This window comes from Micromonospora sp. NPDC053740, assembly GCF_040677775.1.
In the GTDB taxonomy this organism is placed as follows: Bacteria; Actinomycetota; Actinomycetes; order Mycobacteriales; family Micromonosporaceae; genus Micromonospora; species Micromonospora alfalfae.
The window spans coordinates 703,838-722,991 of sequence record NZ_JBFASO010000001.1 but is presented as its reverse complement, the minus strand read 5'-3'; the positions used below and the strand labels follow the sequence as shown (position 1 = coordinate 722,991).

The following is a 19,154-nucleotide window of genomic DNA, read 5'->3' as shown; positions in this document are numbered from 1 at the left end:
TTGCTCGGACTCGGGCTCATGTAGGTGCGTCAGGTGCTGAGGGATCAAGGCAAACCCGATGTGGGCCGAGCGTGACAACCGGCTTCGCCGGACGCCGGGGGAGCGGCCACTGTTGATCCCTTGACACTGGTCTATGCGATCGCTAACACTTGTCCGCAACGCGAAGTTAACGAACCGAACACATTGCGCCCGTCCCCGTGAAGCGCCAGGGGTGTCCCCGTGCGGGCGCGTCGCCCATTGCTGGAACCGCCGTTGCCCGAGCCAGGATACAGCCCGTTCTTGTTAACGCTAACATAGATGATCTTGCGAGAGGGGCGGGATGGTGGTTCCACGGCGTAGGACTGTGGCATCAACAATGCGTCTGCGTGCCCTGCTCGTGCTGTCCGCCGTCGCCGCCACGGCTGTCGTGGTGGTGGCCGACAAACCGGCCCACGCCGCCACGCTGCCGACCGGTGCCGTCTCGCTGGAGGCGGTCAACCAGGCCGGACGGTACGTGCGGCATATCGACTACCTCGGTCAACTCGACCCGGTCACCTCCAGCAGTGCCAACCAGACCAAGCTGGATGCCACCTTCACAGTGGTGAACGGTCTGGCGTCGCCGACCTGCTACTCGTTCCAAACCAGGACAGGCATGTTCCTGCGGCACCGCGACTACCGGCTCCGGGTCGATCCGAACACCGGCGACGCGGCATTCCGGGCCGACGCCACCTTCTGTGCCGTGGAGGGCTCGGTCGGCGGATCGCTGGCGCTCGTCTCGTACAACTATCCGAACCGGCGGATCCGGCACCGCGACTTCGCGCTCTGGCTCGACGCCTACCAGGACACGGCCGCGTTCCGGGCGGACAGCTCCTTTCGCCTCGTCGCGCCCTGGGCACCCAGGACCAGCAAGGGGCCGGTGATCCCGGGTCTCTTCGCCGACCCGCACCTTGCCGTGTTCAACGGCCGCTTCTACCTGTACCCGACCACCGACGGCTACGCGAGCTGGGCCGGCACCTACTACAAGGCGTTCTCCTCGACCGACCTGGTCAACTGGACCGACCACGGCGTGATCCTCGACCACGGTCCGGACGTCTCCTGGGCGGACAACTCGGCCTGGGCGCCGGCGGTGGCCAGCGCCAACGGCCGCTACTACCTGTACTTCAGCGGTGGAGCGGCCAGCGGCAACACGGCCAAACAGCTGGGCGTGGCGGTGGCCGACAGCCCCACCGGGCCGTTCCGTGACGCGCTGGGCCGGCCGCTGATCCGCAGCGATCAGTTCTCCGGCGGGCAGACGATCGACCCCATGGTGTTCACCGACGATGACGGGCAGTCCTACCTGTACTGGGGGCAGGGCGTCGCGCGGGCGGTGCGGCTGAACACCGACATGGTCTCCTTCGACGCGACGCAGACGCGGGTCGTCACCCCCTCGGGCTACAACGAGGCACCGTTCGTGTTCAAGCGCAACGGTCTCTACTACTTCATGTGGTCGGAGAACGACACGCGCAGTGAGGACTACCGGGTCGCCTACGCCACCGGCTCTTCACCCCTCGGGCCGTGGACGAGGCGCGGCGTGGTGCTGCAGAAACGCCTCGACGTCGGCATCAAGGGCACCGGTCACCACTCTGTGGTCCGGACACCCGGCAGCGACACCTGGTACATCGCCTACCACCGCTTCGCCGTGCCGGCCGGTAACGGCACAAACCGCGAGACCGCCATCGACCGGATGGAGTTCAGCACCGACGGCACCATCCGGCCCGTTGTACCGACGCTCTAGCTGACTGGCAAGCCCCTGCGCGAAGGAGAGAGACACATGTCGAGAGTCCTCGCCCGGCTCTGCGCGGTTGCGGTGGCCGCGAGCCTGCTGTTCACCACCTGGTCAGCGGCCACACCGAAGGAGGCGGCCGCGCTCGACCCGACCGTCGGCTACCTGATGGCGCACTTCACCGGCGAGTCGTCGACCGACCAGCAGATCTACCTCGCCCACAGCACCGACGGCCTACGCTGGACCGACCTCAACAACGGCGGCCTCGTGCTGCGGTCCACCGTCGGCACCCGCGGCGTCCGCGACCCCGCCCTGGTCCGCTCGCCCGCCGGCGACCGGTACTGGATCATCGCCACCGACCTGTGCATCGGCTGCGGTCAGGACTGGTCGGCCGCGATCAACAACGGCAGCCGCAACCTCGTCGTATGGGAGTCCACCGACCTGGTCAACTGGTCGGCGCCGTGGCTGCTGAACGTCGCGGGCGCGATCCCGGACGGACGCAACGCCTGGGCTCCGGAGGCGATCTGGAACCCGGACACCGGCGACTACGTCCTCTACTGGGCGACGAACGTCCCGCTCAACGGTGCGACCAAGCACCGCATCTACTCCGCGCGGACGGCGAACTTCCGCAGCATCACCACACCGCAGGTCTACATCAACCGACCCGGTAATCAGGAGATCATCGACACCCAGATCGTCGAGGTCCCGACCGGAGTCGGCGCGTACCGCTACGTCCGGGCCTCCCGGGACGGCCAGATCGCCATCGAAGGCAGCAACTCCATCCTCGGCACCTGGACCAGCCTCGGAAACCTCTCCGGCATCGGGCTGACCGGCGCGCAGGTCGAAGGCCCGATGTGGATGAAGATGAACGCCCGCAACGAGTGGGTGCTCTACCTGGACCAGTACGCCAGCGGGCGTGGTTACCTGCCGGTGCTGACCGCCAACCCGTCCAGCGCAAGCAGTTACCGGCTGCCGGCGTCCGGCTCGTACGCCATGGGTGGCACCAGGAAACGACACGGAACGATCCTCAACCTGACCGCAGCCGAACAGAACCGGGTGCTCGCCCGCTGGCCCGCCACAGCTGTCAACCGGATCCAGTCGTACAACTTCCAGGACCGGTACGTGCGGCACTACGACTACGACGCCCGCATCGACCCGAACGTCAGCCCTGCCCAGGACGGCCAGTGGCGGCTCGTGCCCGGCCTGGTCGGCTCCGGCACCGTCTCCCTCCAGTCGATCAACTACCCGGGCCATTACCTGCGCCACTACGGATACGACTTCCGGCTGGAGGCCAACGACGGCACCGCCACCTTCGCCGCCGACGCCACCTTCCGGCAGGTCGCCGGGCTCGCCAACTCGTCGTGGACGTCGTTCCAGTCCTACAGCCACCCGGACCGCTACCTCCGGCACTACAGCTACCTGCTCCGGCTCGACCCGGTGTCCGACGCCCAGAGCCGTGCCGACGCCACCTTCCGCGTGACCAGCTGAACCTGGTCCTTCTTCAAGGAGTTCCGACTGTGGCACTACATCGACGGGTGCTCTCCGCCCTGGTGGCCGCGTTGACGGCAATGGTTGGCGTCGTCGCCATCGCGTCGTCGCCGGCCACCGCCGCCACCAACCAGTTCCGAGGCATGAACTGGGCCATGTTGGGTGACAACTTCAAGACCAGTCCGCTCGTCGTGCAGGGCCTGAGCATGTCCGACAGCAATGCGACAGTGCGGGCCAAGGCCAACGCCCTCTACGACGACATGGCGTCCACCATGGGGGTCAACACGATCCGTCTGCCCATCAACACCCACACGGTGGGGACAGCCTGGTGGGAGGCGTACCGAGGCGCCATCGACGCGGCCACCGCCCGCGGCTTCAAGGTCATCCTCGCGTACTGGGAGGACGGCGCCGCCTCCGGCGGCAGGATCACGAACCTCGCCGCGTGGAACGCGATGTGGTCCACGGTGACCAACACGTACGGCACGAACACCAACGTCTACTTCGAGCCGATGAACGAGCCGCACGGCTACAGCTCGGCCGAGTGGCGCAACGTCGCGGCGAACTGGCTCAGCTACCACTACTCGGCGGTGCCCGGCCGGGTGCTGATCGGCGGCACCGGCTTCAGCCAGGACCTGCGCGACATCTGCAACGACAGCCGCTTCAACTCGACGCTGCTGTCCTTCCACTACTACGCCTTCTTCTACGGCGCGATGACCTACGACGCCTTCCGCAGCCACATCCAGGCCCGCCTCGGCAACTGCGCCTCCCGCGCGGTCGCGACCGAGTTCGGCGCTCCCATGAACGACGGCCGCAACTACGGCGACGCGGGCAGCACCGACAACTTCGTGCGCTACATCCGCGCCATGGCCCAGGTCATGCGCGACAACCAGATGGGTGGCACCTACTGGCCCGCCCTCGGTGGAAAGACCGGCACCATCGGCTACGACTGGTACTCGATGTTCGCGCTGAGCGGCAGCGGCACCGACCTCAACCTGACCGTCCGCAACACCTCCGGCGCGGACCGGATCCGGTACGCGTGGGGCGACACCGTCGGCGACGGCCCGACGACGCCCCCACCGTCGACGGGCTCGTTCTACCGGATCGATGTGCGGCACAGCGGCAAGGCCATGGACGTCCAGCAGCCGAACACCGACAACGGCGCGCGCGTCGGCCAGTACACGTACGGCGGTGGTGCGTGGCAGCAGTGGCAGTTCCAGGACGCCGGCAGCGGCTACTGGCGCATCGTCAGCCGGCACAGCGGAAAGTGCCTCGACGTGGTGAGCGCATCGACCGCCGACGGCGCCGAGCTCGTCCAGTACACCTGCGGCACCGGCACCAACCAGCAGTTCCAGATGGTCGCCAACGGCAGCTACTTCCAGCTCCGGGCACGGCACAGCAACAAGTGCGTGGACGTACCGGCATCCGCGACCGCGGACGGGGTCGTCCTCAAGCAGTATTCGTGCAACACCGGCGCCAACCAGCAGTGGTCCCGCACCGCCGTCTGACGGTCGTCCGGACGTAACGACCGATCAGCGGTGGCCTTCCCAGGCCGGACAACGACGGGTTGCTTGTGAGCAATCCGTCGTTGTCCGGGCGGCGGGCCGCTCCGTAGCGTCGCGACTACTCCAGTCCGGTCGTCCGGGCGTACGCCGCCGCCCGGGGCGTGCCGGCCACCCCGGGAAGGACCACCATCGAGGTACGGGGGCGTCGGCTGATCTCGACCACCGAGGCGGACGGCGTATCCGTGATCAGGACGACGGCGGCGATGCGGTTGAGGCCCGGGGCTCGGTTCGCGCCGGCAGGCGGCAGGTAACGGATGTCCCGTCGGAGCGGGGGAACACTCGCCCCGGCCTGGCGTTGCGCTACCGTCAAGGCGCGCACCCCGGCGTCGATGAGTCCGCGTTCCGGCGGCCGTCGACGGCCGGTAGACCCACCAGATCCAAGGAGAGCCCGATGCCGGAGCCTGAGCCCGCCCAAGACGCCCACTCGGTGGCTGCCGACACCTCAACAGCGGCCGAGGCCGAGATTGAGACCGACCCGCCTGCCGTTCCCGCGAATCGGGCTGCCCGACGCGCGAAGGGCAAGGTCGCCTCGCCTCAACCGCAGGGGAAGGGTCAGCACCTCGGCGGCCGAGGTTCGGTCCAGAGCCCTCGCCAGTATGGCAACCGCCGTAGCGGTTGATCAGCAGATACCGCAGCGACGCTCGCGATCTCGACCCGGCCGGCCCGGAACCTCTGCGCCGTTTCAGCACCTGTGCATTCTTGCTGCGGCGTGAGTCGACCGTGCACAGTGGAATCCGCAAGCCGGCGTAGGTCGGCCTTGTCGGCGACCAAGGGTACGGTTTCGATGCTCGACACGTACCGGAATCGACGGCACGTCGTCGGGGCGGGATCGGCCAGCCCGGTGGCGACGGACCGTGGGAGGGAGCGACGGTGGCGCAGCGGAGAGCACTGGTGGTTCGGGGCGGTTGGGAAGGGCACCAGCCGGTCAAGGCGACCGAGTTGTTCCTCCCCTTCCTCGAAGGTAGCGGCTATGCCGTACGGGTCGAGGAGTCGACGGAGATCTACGGTGACGCCGCCGAGATGGCCGAGATTGACCTCGTCGTGCAGTGCATGACGATGTCGCAGATCACCGCGGACCAGGTGGCGGGCCTCAGCGCGGCTGTCATCGCCGGCACGGGCTTCACCGGCTGGCACGGCGGCATCGTCGACTCGTTCCGCGCGTCATCCGAATACCTGCACCTGGTGGGCGGCCAGTTCGCGACCCATCCGGGCCGGGAGCCGTGTGAACGTCACGGTGGCCCGGAGGACAACTTCCTGCCGCACACGGTGCGTGTCACCGACCTCGGCCGGGAGCACCCGATCACTGCGGGCATCGAGGACTTCGACCTTGTCACCGAGCAGTACTGGGTACTGCACGACGACCTGATCGACGTGCTGGCCGTGACCACCCACCCGACGCAGGCGTGGCATCCGTGGCACCGGCCGGTCACCTCACCGGCGATCTGGACCCGGCGGTGGGGTGCCGGGCGCATCGTCGTGACGACCCCGGGGCACAGCCTCGACGTGTTGGAGCACCCGGATGTCCGTACCGTGATCGAGAGGGGGATGGTGTGGGCGACCCGCACCGCGTCGGCGTCGTAGGTCTCGGGGTCATCTCCCGCGCGTACCTGGACACACTCGCGGGCCACAGTGAGGTCGACATCGTCGCGGTGGCCGATCTCGACGCCTCCCGGTCAGCCGAGGTCGCGGCCACGATTCCTGGAGCCGAGGCGATGAGCGTCGAGCGTCTGCTCGCCCACCCGGACGTGCAGACAGTGCTCAACCTGACCATCCCCGCGGCCCACGCCGACATCTCGCTCGGCACTATCGACGCCGGCAAGAACGTGTATGTGGAAAAGCCGCTCGCCGTGACGTTTTCGGACGGCCGTTCGATCATCGAACGGGCCGCGTCGGCCGGCGTCCGCGTCGGGTGCGCGCCGGACACCGTCCTGGGCACTGGTACGCAGACGGCGCGGGCGGCGATCGACGGCGGGCTCATCGGCCGCCCGATGTCCGCGTCGGCCGTCATGGTCACTCCGGGGCACGAACGCTGGCATCCCAACCCCGACTTCTACTACGCCCCGGGCGGCGGCCCGATGCTGGACATGGGGCCGTACTACATCTCGGCGCTCATCCACCTGCTCGGGCCGGTCCGGTCGGTGACCGGAGCCGCCAGCCGCCTGCGCGCGGAGCGCGTCATCGGCTCGGGTCCCCGCACCGGCCAGCGGATCCCGGTGGGGGTGGACACCCACCTCACCGGCGTACTCGAGCACACCAATGGTGCGCTCTCCACAATTACCACGAGCTTCGACGGTGTCCGGACGACGGCCGCACCCATCGAGGTGCACGGCGAGGCCGGCACGCTCGCCGTGCCCGATCCGAACTACTTCGACGGTGAGGTCCGACTCTTCGCGCTCGGCGACACCGAATGGCGCGCTCTCGAACCGCGTGCCGGTTACGCCGGGGCCTCCCGGGGCATCGGTCTGATCGACCTGGCCAGGGCCGACGATCAGCGTCCCCCACGCGCTGACGGCGACGTCGCACTGCACGTACTCGACACCATGACCAGCCTGCTTCGGTCGGCGACCGAAGGCCAGCGGATCGAGCTGACGACGACGGCACAGCGACCGGCACCGGTTGCGCTCACTCCGATCGAGGACTGGAAGGCGTACGACGCCAAGACACGCTGACGAGGGCCAGACCGGAACTGTCTCGCGGTCATCGCGCAGGGCCGAAGTGGTGGGTGAGCGAGGCGCGCAGCGTGGTGGCGTCCCCGGCGGACCAGGCGACGAAGCAGTCGGGGCGTACGAGCAACGCGGCCGCTGTGGTGCCCTCCAGTGGGCCGGTGACCACGTCGACCCGGTCCCGCCATGGCGCGGCGATCCCGGCGTAGGCGCCAGTGGAGTCCAGCAGCAGCGGCCGGGCGGTGCGGGTCAGTTCGGCGAGACGTGTCGCGCCGTGGTCGGTGTGCACGATGACGTCGGGCGCGCAGCGGCCTGCCAACGGGTCGGCGGGATCGGCGGGGTAGCTGATGTCCGCACCGGACATCAGCGCCGCGATGTGCCCGGTCACCTCCGGCTTGCGCAGCAGTTCGGCGAAGAGTTCCCGCAGGCCGGTGATCTCGTCGCCAGGGCCGATGAGCGCCGACTGCGCCTGGGTGGACATGACGACCCGTTCGGCGACGGGACGACGCTCGCTTTCGTACGTGTCGAGCAGCCCCTGCGGTGCCCAGCCGCGCACCGTTGCGGCGAGCTTCCAACCCAGGTTGACAGCGTCCTGCAGGCCCAGGTTGAGACCGGGGCCGCCCATCGCGGGGTGCACGTGCGCGGCGTCGCCGACCAGGAGCACCCGGCCGGCGCGGTAGCGGGCGGCGATGCGGGTGTTTCGGCCGGTCAGCCGCCTCAGCAGGCCGGGGCCGTCGGGCGCGCCGAGGGGGATGTCGGTGCCGAGCACCCGGGCGACGCTGGCGCGGAACTCCGCCACGCTCATCGGGGTCTCGTCGTTGGTTGGCGTGTCGGGCCACTCCGTCGTGCTCAGGATCGCCGGGCGGCCGGGGAACGGGGCCCAGGCGATCAGGCCACGCGCGGTGCGGGTGTGCTGGAACGGCGTGACGACGCCAAGGCCGGGGACGCGCAGGCCGCCCGTCTCGGGGTCGAGGGATGACGCAGGCACCGTCACCGTGGCGGTACGAGAGATCGACCGGTCGTTTGTGACCCCGGGGAAGCCGATGCCGGCGAGGCGGCGCACCGCGCTACGCCCGCCGTCGGCGCCGACGACGAAACGACTGGTGAGCTGCGTACCGTCGGCGAGGTGAACCTCGACCCCGTCGGGGCGTTGGCGGAGGTCGACGACCTCGTGGCCGCGGCGCAGGTCGACCCCGAGCTCGGTAGCTCGGACGGCGAGACCGGCTTCGAGCTGGGCTTGCGGCACGCCGAGCACGTAGTGCGGGTTCTCCGCGAGCATCGTGAGATCCAGCGGGAACGCGCCGAAGGTGAAGGCCGGTTGAGGGGTCGGCGGTGTGCTTTCACCGCTGAGCCGCGCATAGAGGCCGCGCCGGTCGAGCAGGCGAACGACCTGGCCCACGAGGCCGTTGGCGCGCGGCTCGCCGGTGGGCGTGGCGTGGCGTTCGAGGACGACGGGGTGTACGCCGGAGAGCGCCAGTTCGCAGGCGAGCATGAGGCCGTTGGGGCCGGCGCCGACGATGACGACATCGATCATGGTCGTGGTTCCTTCGGGGTGTGCGTCATCGCCACGGCAGGCGCGGCGCGTGGCCGGCCCGCCGCGGGAGTGTGACGCGGCTGGAGACGTGGGTGAGGTGGTGCCCTGCGTGAGGGCGGAGCTTCAGCGGGGTGGGGCCGGGAGGCCGGCGGCGATCTGGGTGAAGGCGTCGGTGATGAGGCGTTCGATCGGGGCGGGTGGGTCGGCGCTGTCGAGATAGTGCTGCATGGCGACGCTGACGGCGGCGCTGGCGGCGGCCGCGACGAGCCTCGGGTACATGTCGGTGGCGAGGTCGGTGCCGGTGCGCTCGGCGACTGCGGCGGCGAGCTCGGCCTCGGCGAGGGCGGTGGCGCGCAGCCGTTCGCCCTGCAGCGCGGGCTCGGCGAGCATGGTGCGGACGCCGGCAACCCACTGCGCGTGGTCGGGGGAGGGCATCGCCTCGACCTCGGGGCCGCGGGTGAACTGCTCCAATGCGGCCTGGGTGAGCGCTGCCCAGAGCGGCTCGTCGGCGGGACGTTCGCGCAGCGCGGCGGCGGTGCGCAGGCTGCGGTCGAGGTGGCGGGAGGCGATCGCCTCGGCCTTGCTGGAGAAGTAGTTGTTGAAGGTGCGCGGGGAGACACCGACCGCATCGGCGATGTCCTCGACGCGGACGTTGTCGTAGCCGCGCTCAGCGGTGAGATGGATCGCGGCCCAACCGAGCGCCGCCCGCGTCTCGGCCTTCTTGCGCTCCCGGAGCCCCGTCATGCCACCACGCTAGCACCATTTGCGTGACACGCAAATATGCGTGCTACGCAAAAATCCCCCACACGGCGGGTACCGGCTATCCGAGGTGATCGCGTCGACAGGCGGAAGGGCGGGCCGGCGCCGACAATGGGGGAGTGGCACCTGCCTTCGTCCTGCACGACCACCGCAAACCACGACCGCACTTCGACCTGCGGCTGGAGGAGGACGGCGTGCTGCGCTCCTGGGCGGTGCCTCGCGGCCTTCCGGACAGCCCCAGCGACAACCGCCTCGCGATCGCCGTGCCCGACCACGACCTCGATCACCTCACCTACGAGGACGTCGACAAGTCGATCGCCGACATCGGCACCTGGGAGGAGCACGATCGCACCGACCGCCGGATGCTGTTCACCCTGCACGGCCGCACCGGCCCCCGGCGATACGCGCTCATCCGCACCGGCGAGGGGTGGCTGCTCCACCTGACGAAGGAGCAGCCTCCGGACGAGCGCGGACGGTAGCCGACGAAGACGGCGACGGTGGGCCGCGGCTGAAGGATCTCGGCGCGACAGCCGCCGACGTGGGTCAGGGTGACGGGCCGTGGACGGTCCTGGCCGACCCGGAAAGCAACGAGTTCTGCCTCCTCACCCCGAGCTGACCAACCGGCGACACCGGGCCGATGGAGAACCGGACGGAGTCGGTCGATTCGGACAACGGCCCTAGTGCGGCGGAAAGTGGCAGTTTGTGGCCGGAACGACGTCCCACCGCGAACGTTGGCATTAGGGCAACGCCACTCTATGGTGGGGGTATGCCGCCGGTGACCTTCCGCTCGCCCGCCGCCACCGAGGTGGCGGTGGGCGGTGCTGTGCGCGTGCCGACGGCGACCCGTCCCAAGGCCGACATGCGGGTGCCGGTTGTCCGCGCGCCGCACACCGCGCCCATGCGCACAACGTCGAGCCCGACGCGAACCGGCCGAGGCCCACCTGCGGAGTCGTTGCATACCCAGAACGACCGCCAGGGCGAAGCTACCAAGCTTCGGCCCTTTTTGTTTTTCCCATTTTTCCCACCCATTCCCCTTGAAAGGCAGATCATGAGCGTCGATCATCGTCCTACTCTCGACCAGAGTTGGCTGGCTGACCTACGAGCGTCCCTGGCGGACGACTTCGCCACCCAGACGGCTCGGCTGCGGGAACTGACCGAGCTCAACGCGGACACCGGCGACCCCGGCGAGGCCCACAACCAGGCCGCGCTGCTGCTGGCCACCCGCCAGAACATCGAGCAGATCACCGGTGCGCTGAACCGGATCAGCGACGGCACCTACGGTGCCTGCCAGAGGTGCGGCCAGAGTGTCCCGGCCGAGCGGCTCGAAATTCTCCCGCACGCTCGCTTCTGCGTGCCCTGCCAGGAGAAGCAGAACAGGTGACGCCCCGGTGTGGCTGCCGTGCCGCCGGTACGGCAGCCACACCGTCACGTACGAGAGCCCGGCCTTTCATTCAGTGAAAGCTCCGGTTCCCCAGCGGGGACACCGCACGGGACGATCCGGCTCCATCGACATCCGTCGGCATGGAGGTCCGGTCGCATGGCATTCGCGCGTAACCAGTGGTATGTGGCCGCCTACGGCGGTGAGGTGGGGCGAAACCTGCTCGCCCGGACGGTCCTCGGTGAGCCGCTGGTGCTGTACCGCACCGGTGCCGGGCAGGCGGTGGCGCTCGCCGACCGGTGCGTACACCGGCGCTTCCCGCTGTCGGAGAGCCGGCTCGACGGCGACACGATCGTCTGCGGCTACCACGGCTTCACCTACGATCCGACCGGCGCCTGCGTCTTCGTACCCGGTCAACAGCGCATCCCGCGCACCGCGCGGGTGGTCTCGTTCCCGGTTGTCGAACAGGACTCCTTCATCTGGGTCTGGATCGGCGACCTGGACCGGGCCGACCCGGCTGCGATTCCGCGCGCACCGTGGCTGGCCGACCCGCGTTACGCGGTGGTGCGGGGCATGGCGCCACTGAACGCACGGTACGGGCTGCTGGTCGACAACCTCCTGGACCTGTCCCACGAGACCTATCTGCACGGCGGTTACATCGGCACGCCGGAGGTGGCGAACACCCCGATCACCACCGAAGTGGACGAGGACCGGGGGATCGTCTACGTCAGTCGGCACATGGACGACGCCGAGTGCCCCCCGTTCTACGCGCGCTCCACCGGCATCCAGGGCCGGATCACCAGGTGGCAGGACATCGAGTACCACCCGCCCTGCCTCTACCTGCTGCACAGCCGGATCGCGCCGCAGGGTGTCTACCCGCCCGCGGAGGGCGAGGACCGCGAAGCGTTCCACGCCGAGATCGTGTACGCCATCACCCCGTCGACGGAGCACACCACCTATGACTTCTGGGCGGTGGCGCGCGACTTCGCGATCGACGACGAGTCGGTCAGCGAGTACCTCCACCACAGCAACCACACGGTTGTCATGCAGGACGTGACCGCGCTCAACATTCTGGAGCAGGTGATCGCGACGGAGCCGGACAGGTATCAGGAGCTGAGCATCAACATCGACACCGGTGGCCTGGCCGCCCGGCGGCTGCTGGCCCGGATGGTCGGGTCGGGGACGGTGGGAGCGGCGCGGTGAGTTCCCGGGCAGGCACCCGCAGCGGGGACCGGGTCTACCGGATCCACTGGGTGCCGGGCACCGACACGCTGCGCGGGATCTGCCACTGTGGGGCCGAGCGCCTCGCCGAGGAGCCGGTCGAGTTGTGGGAGTGGCTGCTCGCCCACCCGCAGGGCCACCAGGGTGCGGCCGTGCCGGTGCCCGGACCGCCGAGACGGCTGGCGATGCGCGAGTGACGGTGGATGCTCTGACCGGTGCGGAGCTGGTGGTCGCCGGCCGCGATCAGGTGGCGGCCGAGGTGGTGGCGATCCGCCTGTGTCGCGCGGACGGCGGTGACCTGCCCGAGTGGACGCCGGGCGCGCACATCGACCTGGAGTTGGGCGCCGGGCTGACCCGCCAGTACTCCCTCTGCGGTGACCCGGCGGAGCGGTCGGTCCTGCGGATCGCGGTGCAGCGCGAGCCAGACGGGCGCGGCGGTTCTCGGCTGGCGCACGAGCGGCTCACCGTCGGCGCGACCGTCCGGGTGAGCGGCCCGCGCAACACCTTCCCGCTGGTCGCGGCACGCCGCTACCTCTTCATTGCCGGCGGCATCGGTATCACCCCCATCGCACCGATGGTCGCCGCGGCCGACACCGCGGGCGCCGACTGGCGGCTGGTGTACGGCGGACGCAGCCGCGCCACCATGGCCTTCGCCACCACCCTGCGGGTGAGGTACGGCGACCGGGTGAGCCTGCACCCGCAGGACGAGACCGGGCTGCTCGACCTGGCCGGGTTGCTGGGCCGGCCCGGCAGCGGGCTCGTCTACTGCTGCGGCCCGGAACCACTGATCACCGCGGTCGAGGAGCACTGCCGCGGCTGGCCACCGGGCTGCCTGCACGTCGAGCGTTTCACCGCCCGGGGCGACACCGGCGCGCCGGAGACGACGATCGAGGTCGAGCTCGCGCTCTCCGGGCGGACGGTGACGGTGCCGCCGGGCACGCCGATCCTGCTGGCGGTGGAGGAGGCCGGGGTGCAGGTCCTCTCGTCCTGCCGGGAGGGCACCTGCGGCACCTGCGAGACGCCGGTGCTCGCCGGTGTGCCGGAGCATCGCGACAGCCTGCTCACCGCCGAGGAACGGGCCGCCGGGGACACCATGATGATCTGCGTCTCCCGGGCCCGTACGCCCCGACTCGTGCTGGAGCTGTGAGCTGCCGGCGTGGGCGGGGATGATGACGGGGTGCGCGCAGAGCCGGGACGGTCGGTGACGAGCAAGGTGCTGGCGTTGCTCGACGCGTTCAGCCCGGCCACCCCGGCGTTGACCCTGAGCGAGTTGGCGCGTCGCACCGGGATGCCACTGCCCACCGTGTACCGGCGGGCCGCGGAGCTGGTCGCGTGGGGGGCACTGGAGCGCGGTGACGACGGGCGGTACCGGATCGGTCTGCGGCTGTGGGAGGTGGGTTCGCTCGCCCCCAGGGGCCTGGGGCTGCGGGAGCTGGCCCTGCCGGTGATGGAGGACCTGTACGAGGTGACCCACGAGAACGTCCAGCTCGCCGTCCGGCAGGATCTCGAACTCGTCTTCATCGAACGGATCGCCGGGCGACACGCGGTGCCCGTTCTCACCCGGGTGGGGGGTCGCTTCGCGCTGCACGCCACCGGCGTCGGGCTGGTCCTGCTCGCCCACGCGCCCGCCGAGGTCCAGGAGCAGGTGCTGGCGGCGCCGCTGGAGCGGTACACCGAACTGACCATCACCGACCCGAAGCGGCTGCGTCGCTGTCTCGCCGAGGTACGCCGGGTCGGGTACGCGGTCAGCGACCGTCAGGTCACGATGGACGCCCTCTCGGTGGCCGCGCCGATCCGCGTACCGGAGGGTGTGGTGGCGGCGATCTCGCTGGTGGTCGCCCACGACCGGGCGGACCCGGTGGCGTTGGCGCCGCTGGTCCAGGCCGCCGGCCGGGTGGTCTCCCGGGCGCTGAACAACCCCACCCGCCCTGCCGTCTGATGTAGACAGACTGCGAATCGTTGACGCCCGGTCAAATTCTGCATTACGTTGCCGGTGCGCGTGTTACTCCCCACCTTCGTGCGCAGATCGGCATCGACGAAAGGGAGCACTCATGTCACTGGACGGCAAAGTCGCCATCGTCACCGGCGCCGGGCGGGGTCTCGGCCTCGCCTACGCCCAGGAGTTGGCGCGGCGGGGCGCCTCGGTCGTGGTCAACGACGTCGACGCCGAGACCACCGCCGACGCCGTGGCGACGATCGAGACGTCCGGCGGTCGGGCCGTCGCGGTGGTCGCACCGGTCGGCCCGACCGAGACCGCGAAGGAGCTCGTCAGCACGGCGGTCGAACACTTCGGCCGGCTGGACATCCTCGTCACCAACGCAGGCGTGCTGCGCGACACGGTGCTGTGGAAGATGAGCGACGACGACTTCGACACCGTCATCAACGTGCACCTGCGTGGCACGTTCACCACTGTGCGCGAGGCGGTGCAGCACATGCGGCAGGCCGGCGAGGGCGGGCGGATCATCTGCGTCGGGTCACCCACCGGGCAGCGGGGCAACTTCGGCCAGACCAACTACGCGGCCGCCAAGGCGGGCATCGTCGGCATGGTCCGGACCTGGGCGCTGGAGCTGAAGCGGGCCGGCATCACCGCCAACACCGTCGTCCCGGTCGCCGCGACCGCGATGACCGCCACCGTTCCCTACTTCGCGGCGGCGGTGCGGGCCGAGGCGAACGGCGAGCCGATGCCCGCGTTCTTCCGACACGAACTGGGCTTCGGCACGGCGGACGACGTGGCCGGGCTTGTCGCGTTCCTCGGCTCCGACGCGGCGGCCTCGGTGACCGGGCAGGTGATCGGTGTCGGCGGGGACCGCCTGCAGATCTGGACCCACCCGGAGGCGGCGCTGACCGCGCACCGCGAGGGCGGCTGGACGTACGACGCGCTGGTGGAGGCCTGGCCGACGACATTCGCCGGTGCGGCGCAGAGTGTCGGCGAACGCTTCCCGGAACTCCCCGAGGAGTTCGAGCCCGCGCCGTCCTGACCGGCCCGAGCGGACCTGCCCGCACCGACCCGCCCGACGAAGGTTGGCCCCATGTACCAGCCCGCGATCGACCTCGACCACGTCACGGCGATCGACATGCACGTGCACATCGAGGTCGACGACCACGGTCACACCTCACTGCCCGAACCGCTCCTGGCAGCGGCGTCGGCGTACTTCAGGACGGACGGCCCACGGCCCGCGGTCGAGGCGGTGGCGCGGTACTACCGCGAGCGGCACATGGCAGCTGTCGTCTTCACTGTCGACGCGCGTACCCAACTGGAGCACCAGCCACTGTCGAGCGTCGAGATCGCCCGCGCGGCGGCCGAGCACGCCGACGTGCTCATCCCGTTCGGGTCGGTCGATCCGCGCACCGGGGGAGCGGCAGTCGAACTCGCCGACCGGTTGATCCGGGAGGAGGGCGTTCGCGGCTTCAAGTTCCACCCCACCGTGCAGGGCTTCGACCCCAGCCACGACGAGTACGCGCCGCTGTGGGGCCTGCTGGAGCGGGCCGGCGTCCCGGCGCTCTTCCACACCGGGCAGACCGGCATCGGCGCGGGCACGCCGGGCGGCTACGGCCTGCGGCTCGGCCGGTCGAACCCGATCCTGCTCGACCCGATCGCGGCCGACTTCCCCGACCTCCAGATCATCATGGCCCACCCGTCGGTGCCCTGGCAGGACGAGGCGTTGTCGGTGGCCACGCACAAGCACAACACCTGGATCGACCTGTCCGGCTGGAGCCCGAAGTACTTCCCGGCCGAGCTGGTGCGCTACGCGAACTCGCTGCTGAAGCAACGGGTGCTCTTCGGCACCGACTACCCGATGCTCACCCCGGACCGGTGGCTGCGCGACGTGCAGGCGACCGACCTCAAACCGGACGTGCTCCCGGGCATCCTGAAGGACAACGCGGCCCGACTGCTGGGCCTGGCCCGGTGACGACGAGAGGGAACGCCATGACGACGACCATCACCTACGACCGGCTCGGCGACCTCGCCGGCACCGATCTCGGCCACACCGGGTACCGCACTGTCACCCAGGACCAGGTGGACCTGTTCGCGGACGCCACGGACGACCACCAGTGGATCCACGTCGACCCGGAACGGGCGAAGACCGGCCCGTTCGGCGCACCGATCGCGCACGGCTTCCTCACTCTCTCCCTGGCGGTTCCCTTCTGGACCGAGCTGCTCGAGGTCAAGGGCGTGACCACGAAGGTGAACTACGGCCTCGACAAGGTGCGCTTCCCCGCGCCGGTGGTGGTCGGGGCGCGGGTGCGGATGCGGGCCACCGTCGTCGAGGTCGTCGAGGTGCGCGGCGGCTACCAGCTCGCTGTCGACCAGACGATCGAGATCGAGGGCGGGACCAAGCCGGCGGTCGTCGCGCGCGGGCTGTACCGCTTCTACGCCTGAGCCCGGGGGCATCCGTCGAGCCGGGCGAGCACACCACCTCCACCCCCGGGAGAATGATGATGCACCAGCACGGAATTGGCGCCTGGCTGGCCAAGCGCCGGCTCAAGTCCCCGGACCAGATCGCGATCATCCACGGCGACCGGCCACCCATGACTTACCGCCAGTTCGCCGACGCCGCGGACCGGATCTCGGCGGTGCTGCGGGAGCGGGGCGTCGGCAAGGGCGACTCCGTCGCCTACCTGGGAGAGAACAGCCCCGAACTGCTCCAGGTGATGTTCGCTGCGGCGCAGGTCGGTGCGGTCTTCGTGCCGATCAACACCCGGCTCGCCGCACCCGAGATCGGCTACGTCCTCGCCGACTGTGCCGCGCGGGTGCTGGTCCACGACCCGGACTTCGCGGTGCCGGTGGCGTCCGCCGCGCCGGCCGCCCGGATCCCGTACGTCATCGTCAACGGCGAGGGCAGCGCGGACCGACCCGGGCTGGCCCACCTGACCCGGGCCGCCGCCACCCCGTTCACCGACCACGTCGACACCGCCCACGAGGATCCGGCGGCGATCGTCTACACCTCGGGCACGACCGGCCGGGCCAAGGGCGCGGTGCTGACCCACGGCAACCTCACCTGGGTGGCGCTCAACTGTGTGGTCGACTATGACGTCGTCTCCACAGACGTCGCCCTCATGATCTCGCCGCTGTTCCACGTCGCCTCGCTCGGGATGGGCGCCCTGCCCATCATCCTCAAGGGCGCCACGATGGTCATCGAGAGGGGCTTCGAGCCGGGACGCGCGCTCGCGCAGATCGAGCGGCACGGGGTCACCATGCTCAGCGGTGTGCCGACCACCTACCAGTTGCTGGCCGACCACCCCGGCTGGGCGTCGACCGACCTGTCGTCGTTGACGAAGCTCACCTGCGGAGGTTCGGCGGTGCCGGCCCGCATCCTCAACGCGTACGAGGCGCGGGGCCTGTCGTTCTCCCAGGGTTACGGCATGACCGAGGCCGCGCCGGGCGCCACCGCGCTGCCGCCGGCGATGACCCGGGTCAAGCAGGGCAGTGTCGGCCTGCCGCACTTCTTCACCGACGTACGGATCACCGATGCGGCCGGTGCGGTGCTGCCCGTCGGCGCCGTCGGTGAGATCGAGGTGACCGGTCCCAACGTCTTCCCCGGCTACCACGGGTTGCCGGAGGCGACCGCCGAGGCGTTCACCGCCGACGGGTGGTTCCGCTCTGGCGACCTCGGTCACCTGGACGCCGACGGCTACCTCTACATCTCCGGCCGCCTCAAGGACATGATCATTTCGGGGGGCGAGAACATCTACCCGCTCGAACTCGAGCAGCTGCTCACCGAGGTCGACGGGGTGACCTCGGCGGCGGTCATCGGCGTGCCGGACGAGCGTTGGGGGGAGGTGCCGTGGGCGATCGTGACCGTACGGGAGGGGGCGTCCGTGGACACCGCCACCGTCCGGGCCGGCCTGGACGGCAGGATCGCGCGCTACAAGCTCCCGAAGAACGTCGTCATCGTGGACGAGCTGCCGCGGACGGCGTCGGGGAAGGTGCGGAAGGCCGATCTGCGGACCCGGTTCGGCGCCTAGGCGCGGGCCGGGCCGCGACGAGTTCGGCGAATTCCGCAGCGGACGCCTCGGCCAGCTTGCCGTGCATCCGGCGGTAGGTCCGCACCGATCTCGCAGCAGGCCATTCCGCGTCCATGAACTCCCCGGGCAGCCTCGGGTCGGCGCGCAGCAGCGCGAGCCAGTCGGCCACGAGCATGGTTCGTACGGTGAGGGCGCTCGGTGCCATCGCCAGCGCGGACGGGTCGTCCCACACCTCGATGAAGGCGAGGTGCGCGCGTCGGATCGCCTCGATGTCCCAGGCCGTGCGCACGCTCTCACCGATCGGGAAGCCGGCGAGTTCGCGGGCGTGGAAGGCGACCACGGTGTTGGGTGCGAGGTCCTGCCGCAGCCGCTCCAACGACCCGGCGAGGTCGACCTCGCCGGGCGCCAGCCACAGCCCGTCCCGGAGCGGCGCGAAGCCCTCCCAGGTGAGGGTCGAACGCAGGCGGTGCCGCAGCATCCGCTGGCCCTCCGGGATCGAGAAGGTGACAAGGGTCCATCCGCTGCCCTGTGGGTCGAACGGCCGCGGCCCGCGAACGCGGTACGTCGCCTCGCGCAGCACAGCGGCCCCGTGCTCGGTCAGTGAGAACAGCGTCTCCCGGCCGCTCCTGCTGCGGCCGAGGATGCCGCTGTGCACGAGACGGTCGAGGGTCGCGCGGGTGGCCGGCGCGGCGACGTCAGCGCCTTCCAACACGTTGATCAGAGCGCTTGCCCGGATGGGTCCCGTGGCGGCGTCGACGACGTGTTCGCCGAAGAAGGCGAGCAACAACTGCTTCGGCTGACGACTACCCACAGCGCTTCCCTTCGGCGAACTCGTTGGCCT

Annotated in this window: 19 protein-coding genes; 15 read left to right on the top strand and 4 right to left on the bottom strand. The window is 70.1% G+C overall.

What is annotated here, in order from left to right; translation table 11 throughout:
• Positions 1-355 precede the first annotated feature (355 nt).
• Genes AB0K35_RS03205 through AB0K35_RS03195 form a run of 3 tightly spaced genes read left to right on the top strand, consistent with a single transcriptional unit; the run spans position 356 to position 4,734 of the window.
• Positions 356-1,753 carry a family 43 glycosylhydrolase gene (locus AB0K35_RS03205; protein WP_363883395.1) on the top strand — a complete coding sequence of 466 codons (1,398 nt, stop codon included), beginning with the start codon at positions 356-358 and terminating at the stop codon, positions 1,751-1,753.
• A 36-nt stretch (positions 1,754-1,789) separates the two neighbouring features.
• The gene (locus tag AB0K35_RS03200; RefSeq protein WP_363883393.1) at positions 1,790-3,229 is read left to right on the top strand and encodes a glycoside hydrolase family 43 protein; all 1,440 of its coding nucleotides are present in this window, start codon (positions 1,790-1,792) and stop codon (positions 3,227-3,229) included.
• A gap of 29 nt (positions 3,230-3,258) precedes the next feature.
• Positions 3,259-4,734 carry an RICIN domain-containing protein gene (locus tag AB0K35_RS03195; RefSeq protein ID WP_238667923.1) on the top strand — a complete coding sequence of 492 codons (1,476 nt, stop codon included), beginning with the start codon at positions 3,259-3,261 and terminating at the stop codon, positions 4,732-4,734.
• Positions 4,735-4,849: 115 nt separating this feature from the next.
• Here the strand turns inward: AB0K35_RS03195 and AB0K35_RS03190 are convergent, their stop codons facing one another.
• Positions 4,850-5,101 (bottom strand): hypothetical protein, encoded by a 252-nt coding sequence (locus tag AB0K35_RS03190; RefSeq protein WP_363883391.1) that lies wholly within the window; start codon positions 5,099-5,101, stop codon positions 4,850-4,852.
• 560 nt (positions 5,102-5,661) lie between these two features.
• Here AB0K35_RS03190 and AB0K35_RS03185 point away from each other — a divergent pair.
• Both AB0K35_RS03185 and AB0K35_RS03180 read left to right on the top strand, forming a co-directional pair.
• The gene (locus tag AB0K35_RS03185) at positions 5,662-6,372 is read left to right on the top strand and encodes a ThuA domain-containing protein (protein ID WP_363883389.1); all 711 of its coding nucleotides are present in this window, start codon (positions 5,662-5,664) and stop codon (positions 6,370-6,372) included.
• A complete protein-coding gene (locus AB0K35_RS03180) occupies positions 6,342-7,460 on the top strand; it encodes a Gfo/Idh/MocA family oxidoreductase (protein ID WP_363883387.1) in 1,119 nt (372 codons plus the stop codon). The genes AB0K35_RS03185 and AB0K35_RS03180 overlap by 31 nt, the downstream gene beginning before the upstream one ends.
• A gap of 28 nt (positions 7,461-7,488) precedes the next feature.
• On the opposite strand, the gene AB0K35_RS03175 is transcribed toward AB0K35_RS03180, so the two are convergent.
• A complete protein-coding gene (locus tag AB0K35_RS03175; RefSeq protein WP_363883385.1) occupies positions 7,489-8,988 on the bottom strand; it encodes an FAD-dependent monooxygenase in 1,500 nt (499 codons plus the stop codon).
• A gap of 123 nt (positions 8,989-9,111) precedes the next feature.
• Positions 9,112-9,732: a TetR family transcriptional regulator gene (locus tag AB0K35_RS03170; protein ID WP_238667919.1), complete on the bottom strand. Its 621-nt coding sequence runs from the start codon at positions 9,730-9,732 to the stop codon at positions 9,112-9,114.
• A 134-nt stretch (positions 9,733-9,866) separates the two neighbouring features.
• Here AB0K35_RS03170 and AB0K35_RS03165 point away from each other — a divergent pair, with 134 nt between their 5' ends.
• The 10 genes from AB0K35_RS03165 (at position 9,867) to AB0K35_RS03120 (ending at position 18,313) form a co-directional block, all read left to right on the top strand.
• Positions 9,867-10,226: a DNA polymerase ligase N-terminal domain-containing protein gene (locus AB0K35_RS03165; RefSeq protein ID WP_238667918.1), complete on the top strand. Its 360-nt coding sequence runs from the start codon at positions 9,867-9,869 to the stop codon at positions 10,224-10,226.
• A gap of 569 nt (positions 10,227-10,795) precedes the next feature.
• Positions 10,796-11,128, top strand: a complete 333-nt coding sequence (locus AB0K35_RS03160) for a TraR/DksA C4-type zinc finger protein (RefSeq protein ID WP_308193441.1) — start codon at positions 10,796-10,798, stop codon at positions 11,126-11,128.
• Positions 11,129-11,284: 156 nt separating this feature from the next.
• Positions 11,285-12,328, top strand: coding sequence for an aromatic ring-hydroxylating dioxygenase subunit alpha (locus AB0K35_RS03155; RefSeq protein WP_363883382.1), 1,044 nt, complete (start codon positions 11,285-11,287; stop codon positions 12,326-12,328).
• Complete coding sequence (locus tag AB0K35_RS03150; RefSeq protein WP_238667915.1) at positions 12,325-12,543, top strand: hypothetical protein; 219 nt, start codon at positions 12,325-12,327, stop codon at positions 12,541-12,543. Before AB0K35_RS03155 ends, AB0K35_RS03150 begins: the two co-directional genes overlap by 4 nt.
• A complete protein-coding gene (locus AB0K35_RS03145) occupies positions 12,540-13,493 on the top strand; it encodes a PDR/VanB family oxidoreductase (RefSeq protein WP_308193436.1) in 954 nt (317 codons plus the stop codon). The genes AB0K35_RS03150 and AB0K35_RS03145 overlap by 4 nt, the downstream gene beginning before the upstream one ends.
• Before the next feature lie 30 nt (positions 13,494-13,523).
• On the top strand, positions 13,524-14,285 hold the full coding sequence (locus AB0K35_RS03140) for an IclR family transcriptional regulator (RefSeq protein WP_238667914.1): 762 nt from the start codon (positions 13,524-13,526) through the stop codon (positions 14,283-14,285).
• A gap of 112 nt (positions 14,286-14,397) precedes the next feature.
• A complete protein-coding gene (locus AB0K35_RS03135) occupies positions 14,398-15,324 on the top strand; it encodes an SDR family NAD(P)-dependent oxidoreductase (protein ID WP_238667913.1) in 927 nt (308 codons plus the stop codon).
• A 51-nt stretch (positions 15,325-15,375) separates the two neighbouring features.
• Positions 15,376-16,257 (top strand): amidohydrolase family protein, encoded by an 882-nt coding sequence (locus tag AB0K35_RS03130; RefSeq protein WP_238667912.1) that lies wholly within the window; start codon positions 15,376-15,378, stop codon positions 16,255-16,257.
• A gap of 17 nt (positions 16,258-16,274) precedes the next feature.
• Complete coding sequence (locus AB0K35_RS03125; protein ID WP_238667911.1) at positions 16,275-16,727, top strand: MaoC family dehydratase; 453 nt, start codon at positions 16,275-16,277, stop codon at positions 16,725-16,727.
• Between the two features lie 59 nt (positions 16,728-16,786).
• Positions 16,787-18,313, top strand: a complete 1,527-nt coding sequence (locus AB0K35_RS03120) for a long-chain fatty acid--CoA ligase (protein ID WP_363883379.1) — start codon at positions 16,787-16,789, stop codon at positions 18,311-18,313.
• On the opposite strand, the gene AB0K35_RS03115 is transcribed toward AB0K35_RS03120, so the two are convergent.
• Positions 18,237-19,124, bottom strand: coding sequence for a PaaX family transcriptional regulator C-terminal domain-containing protein (locus tag AB0K35_RS03115; RefSeq protein ID WP_363883377.1), 888 nt, complete (start codon positions 19,122-19,124; stop codon positions 18,237-18,239). The genes AB0K35_RS03120 and AB0K35_RS03115 overlap by 77 nt on opposite strands.
• Between the last annotated feature and the right edge of the window lie 30 nt (positions 19,125-19,154).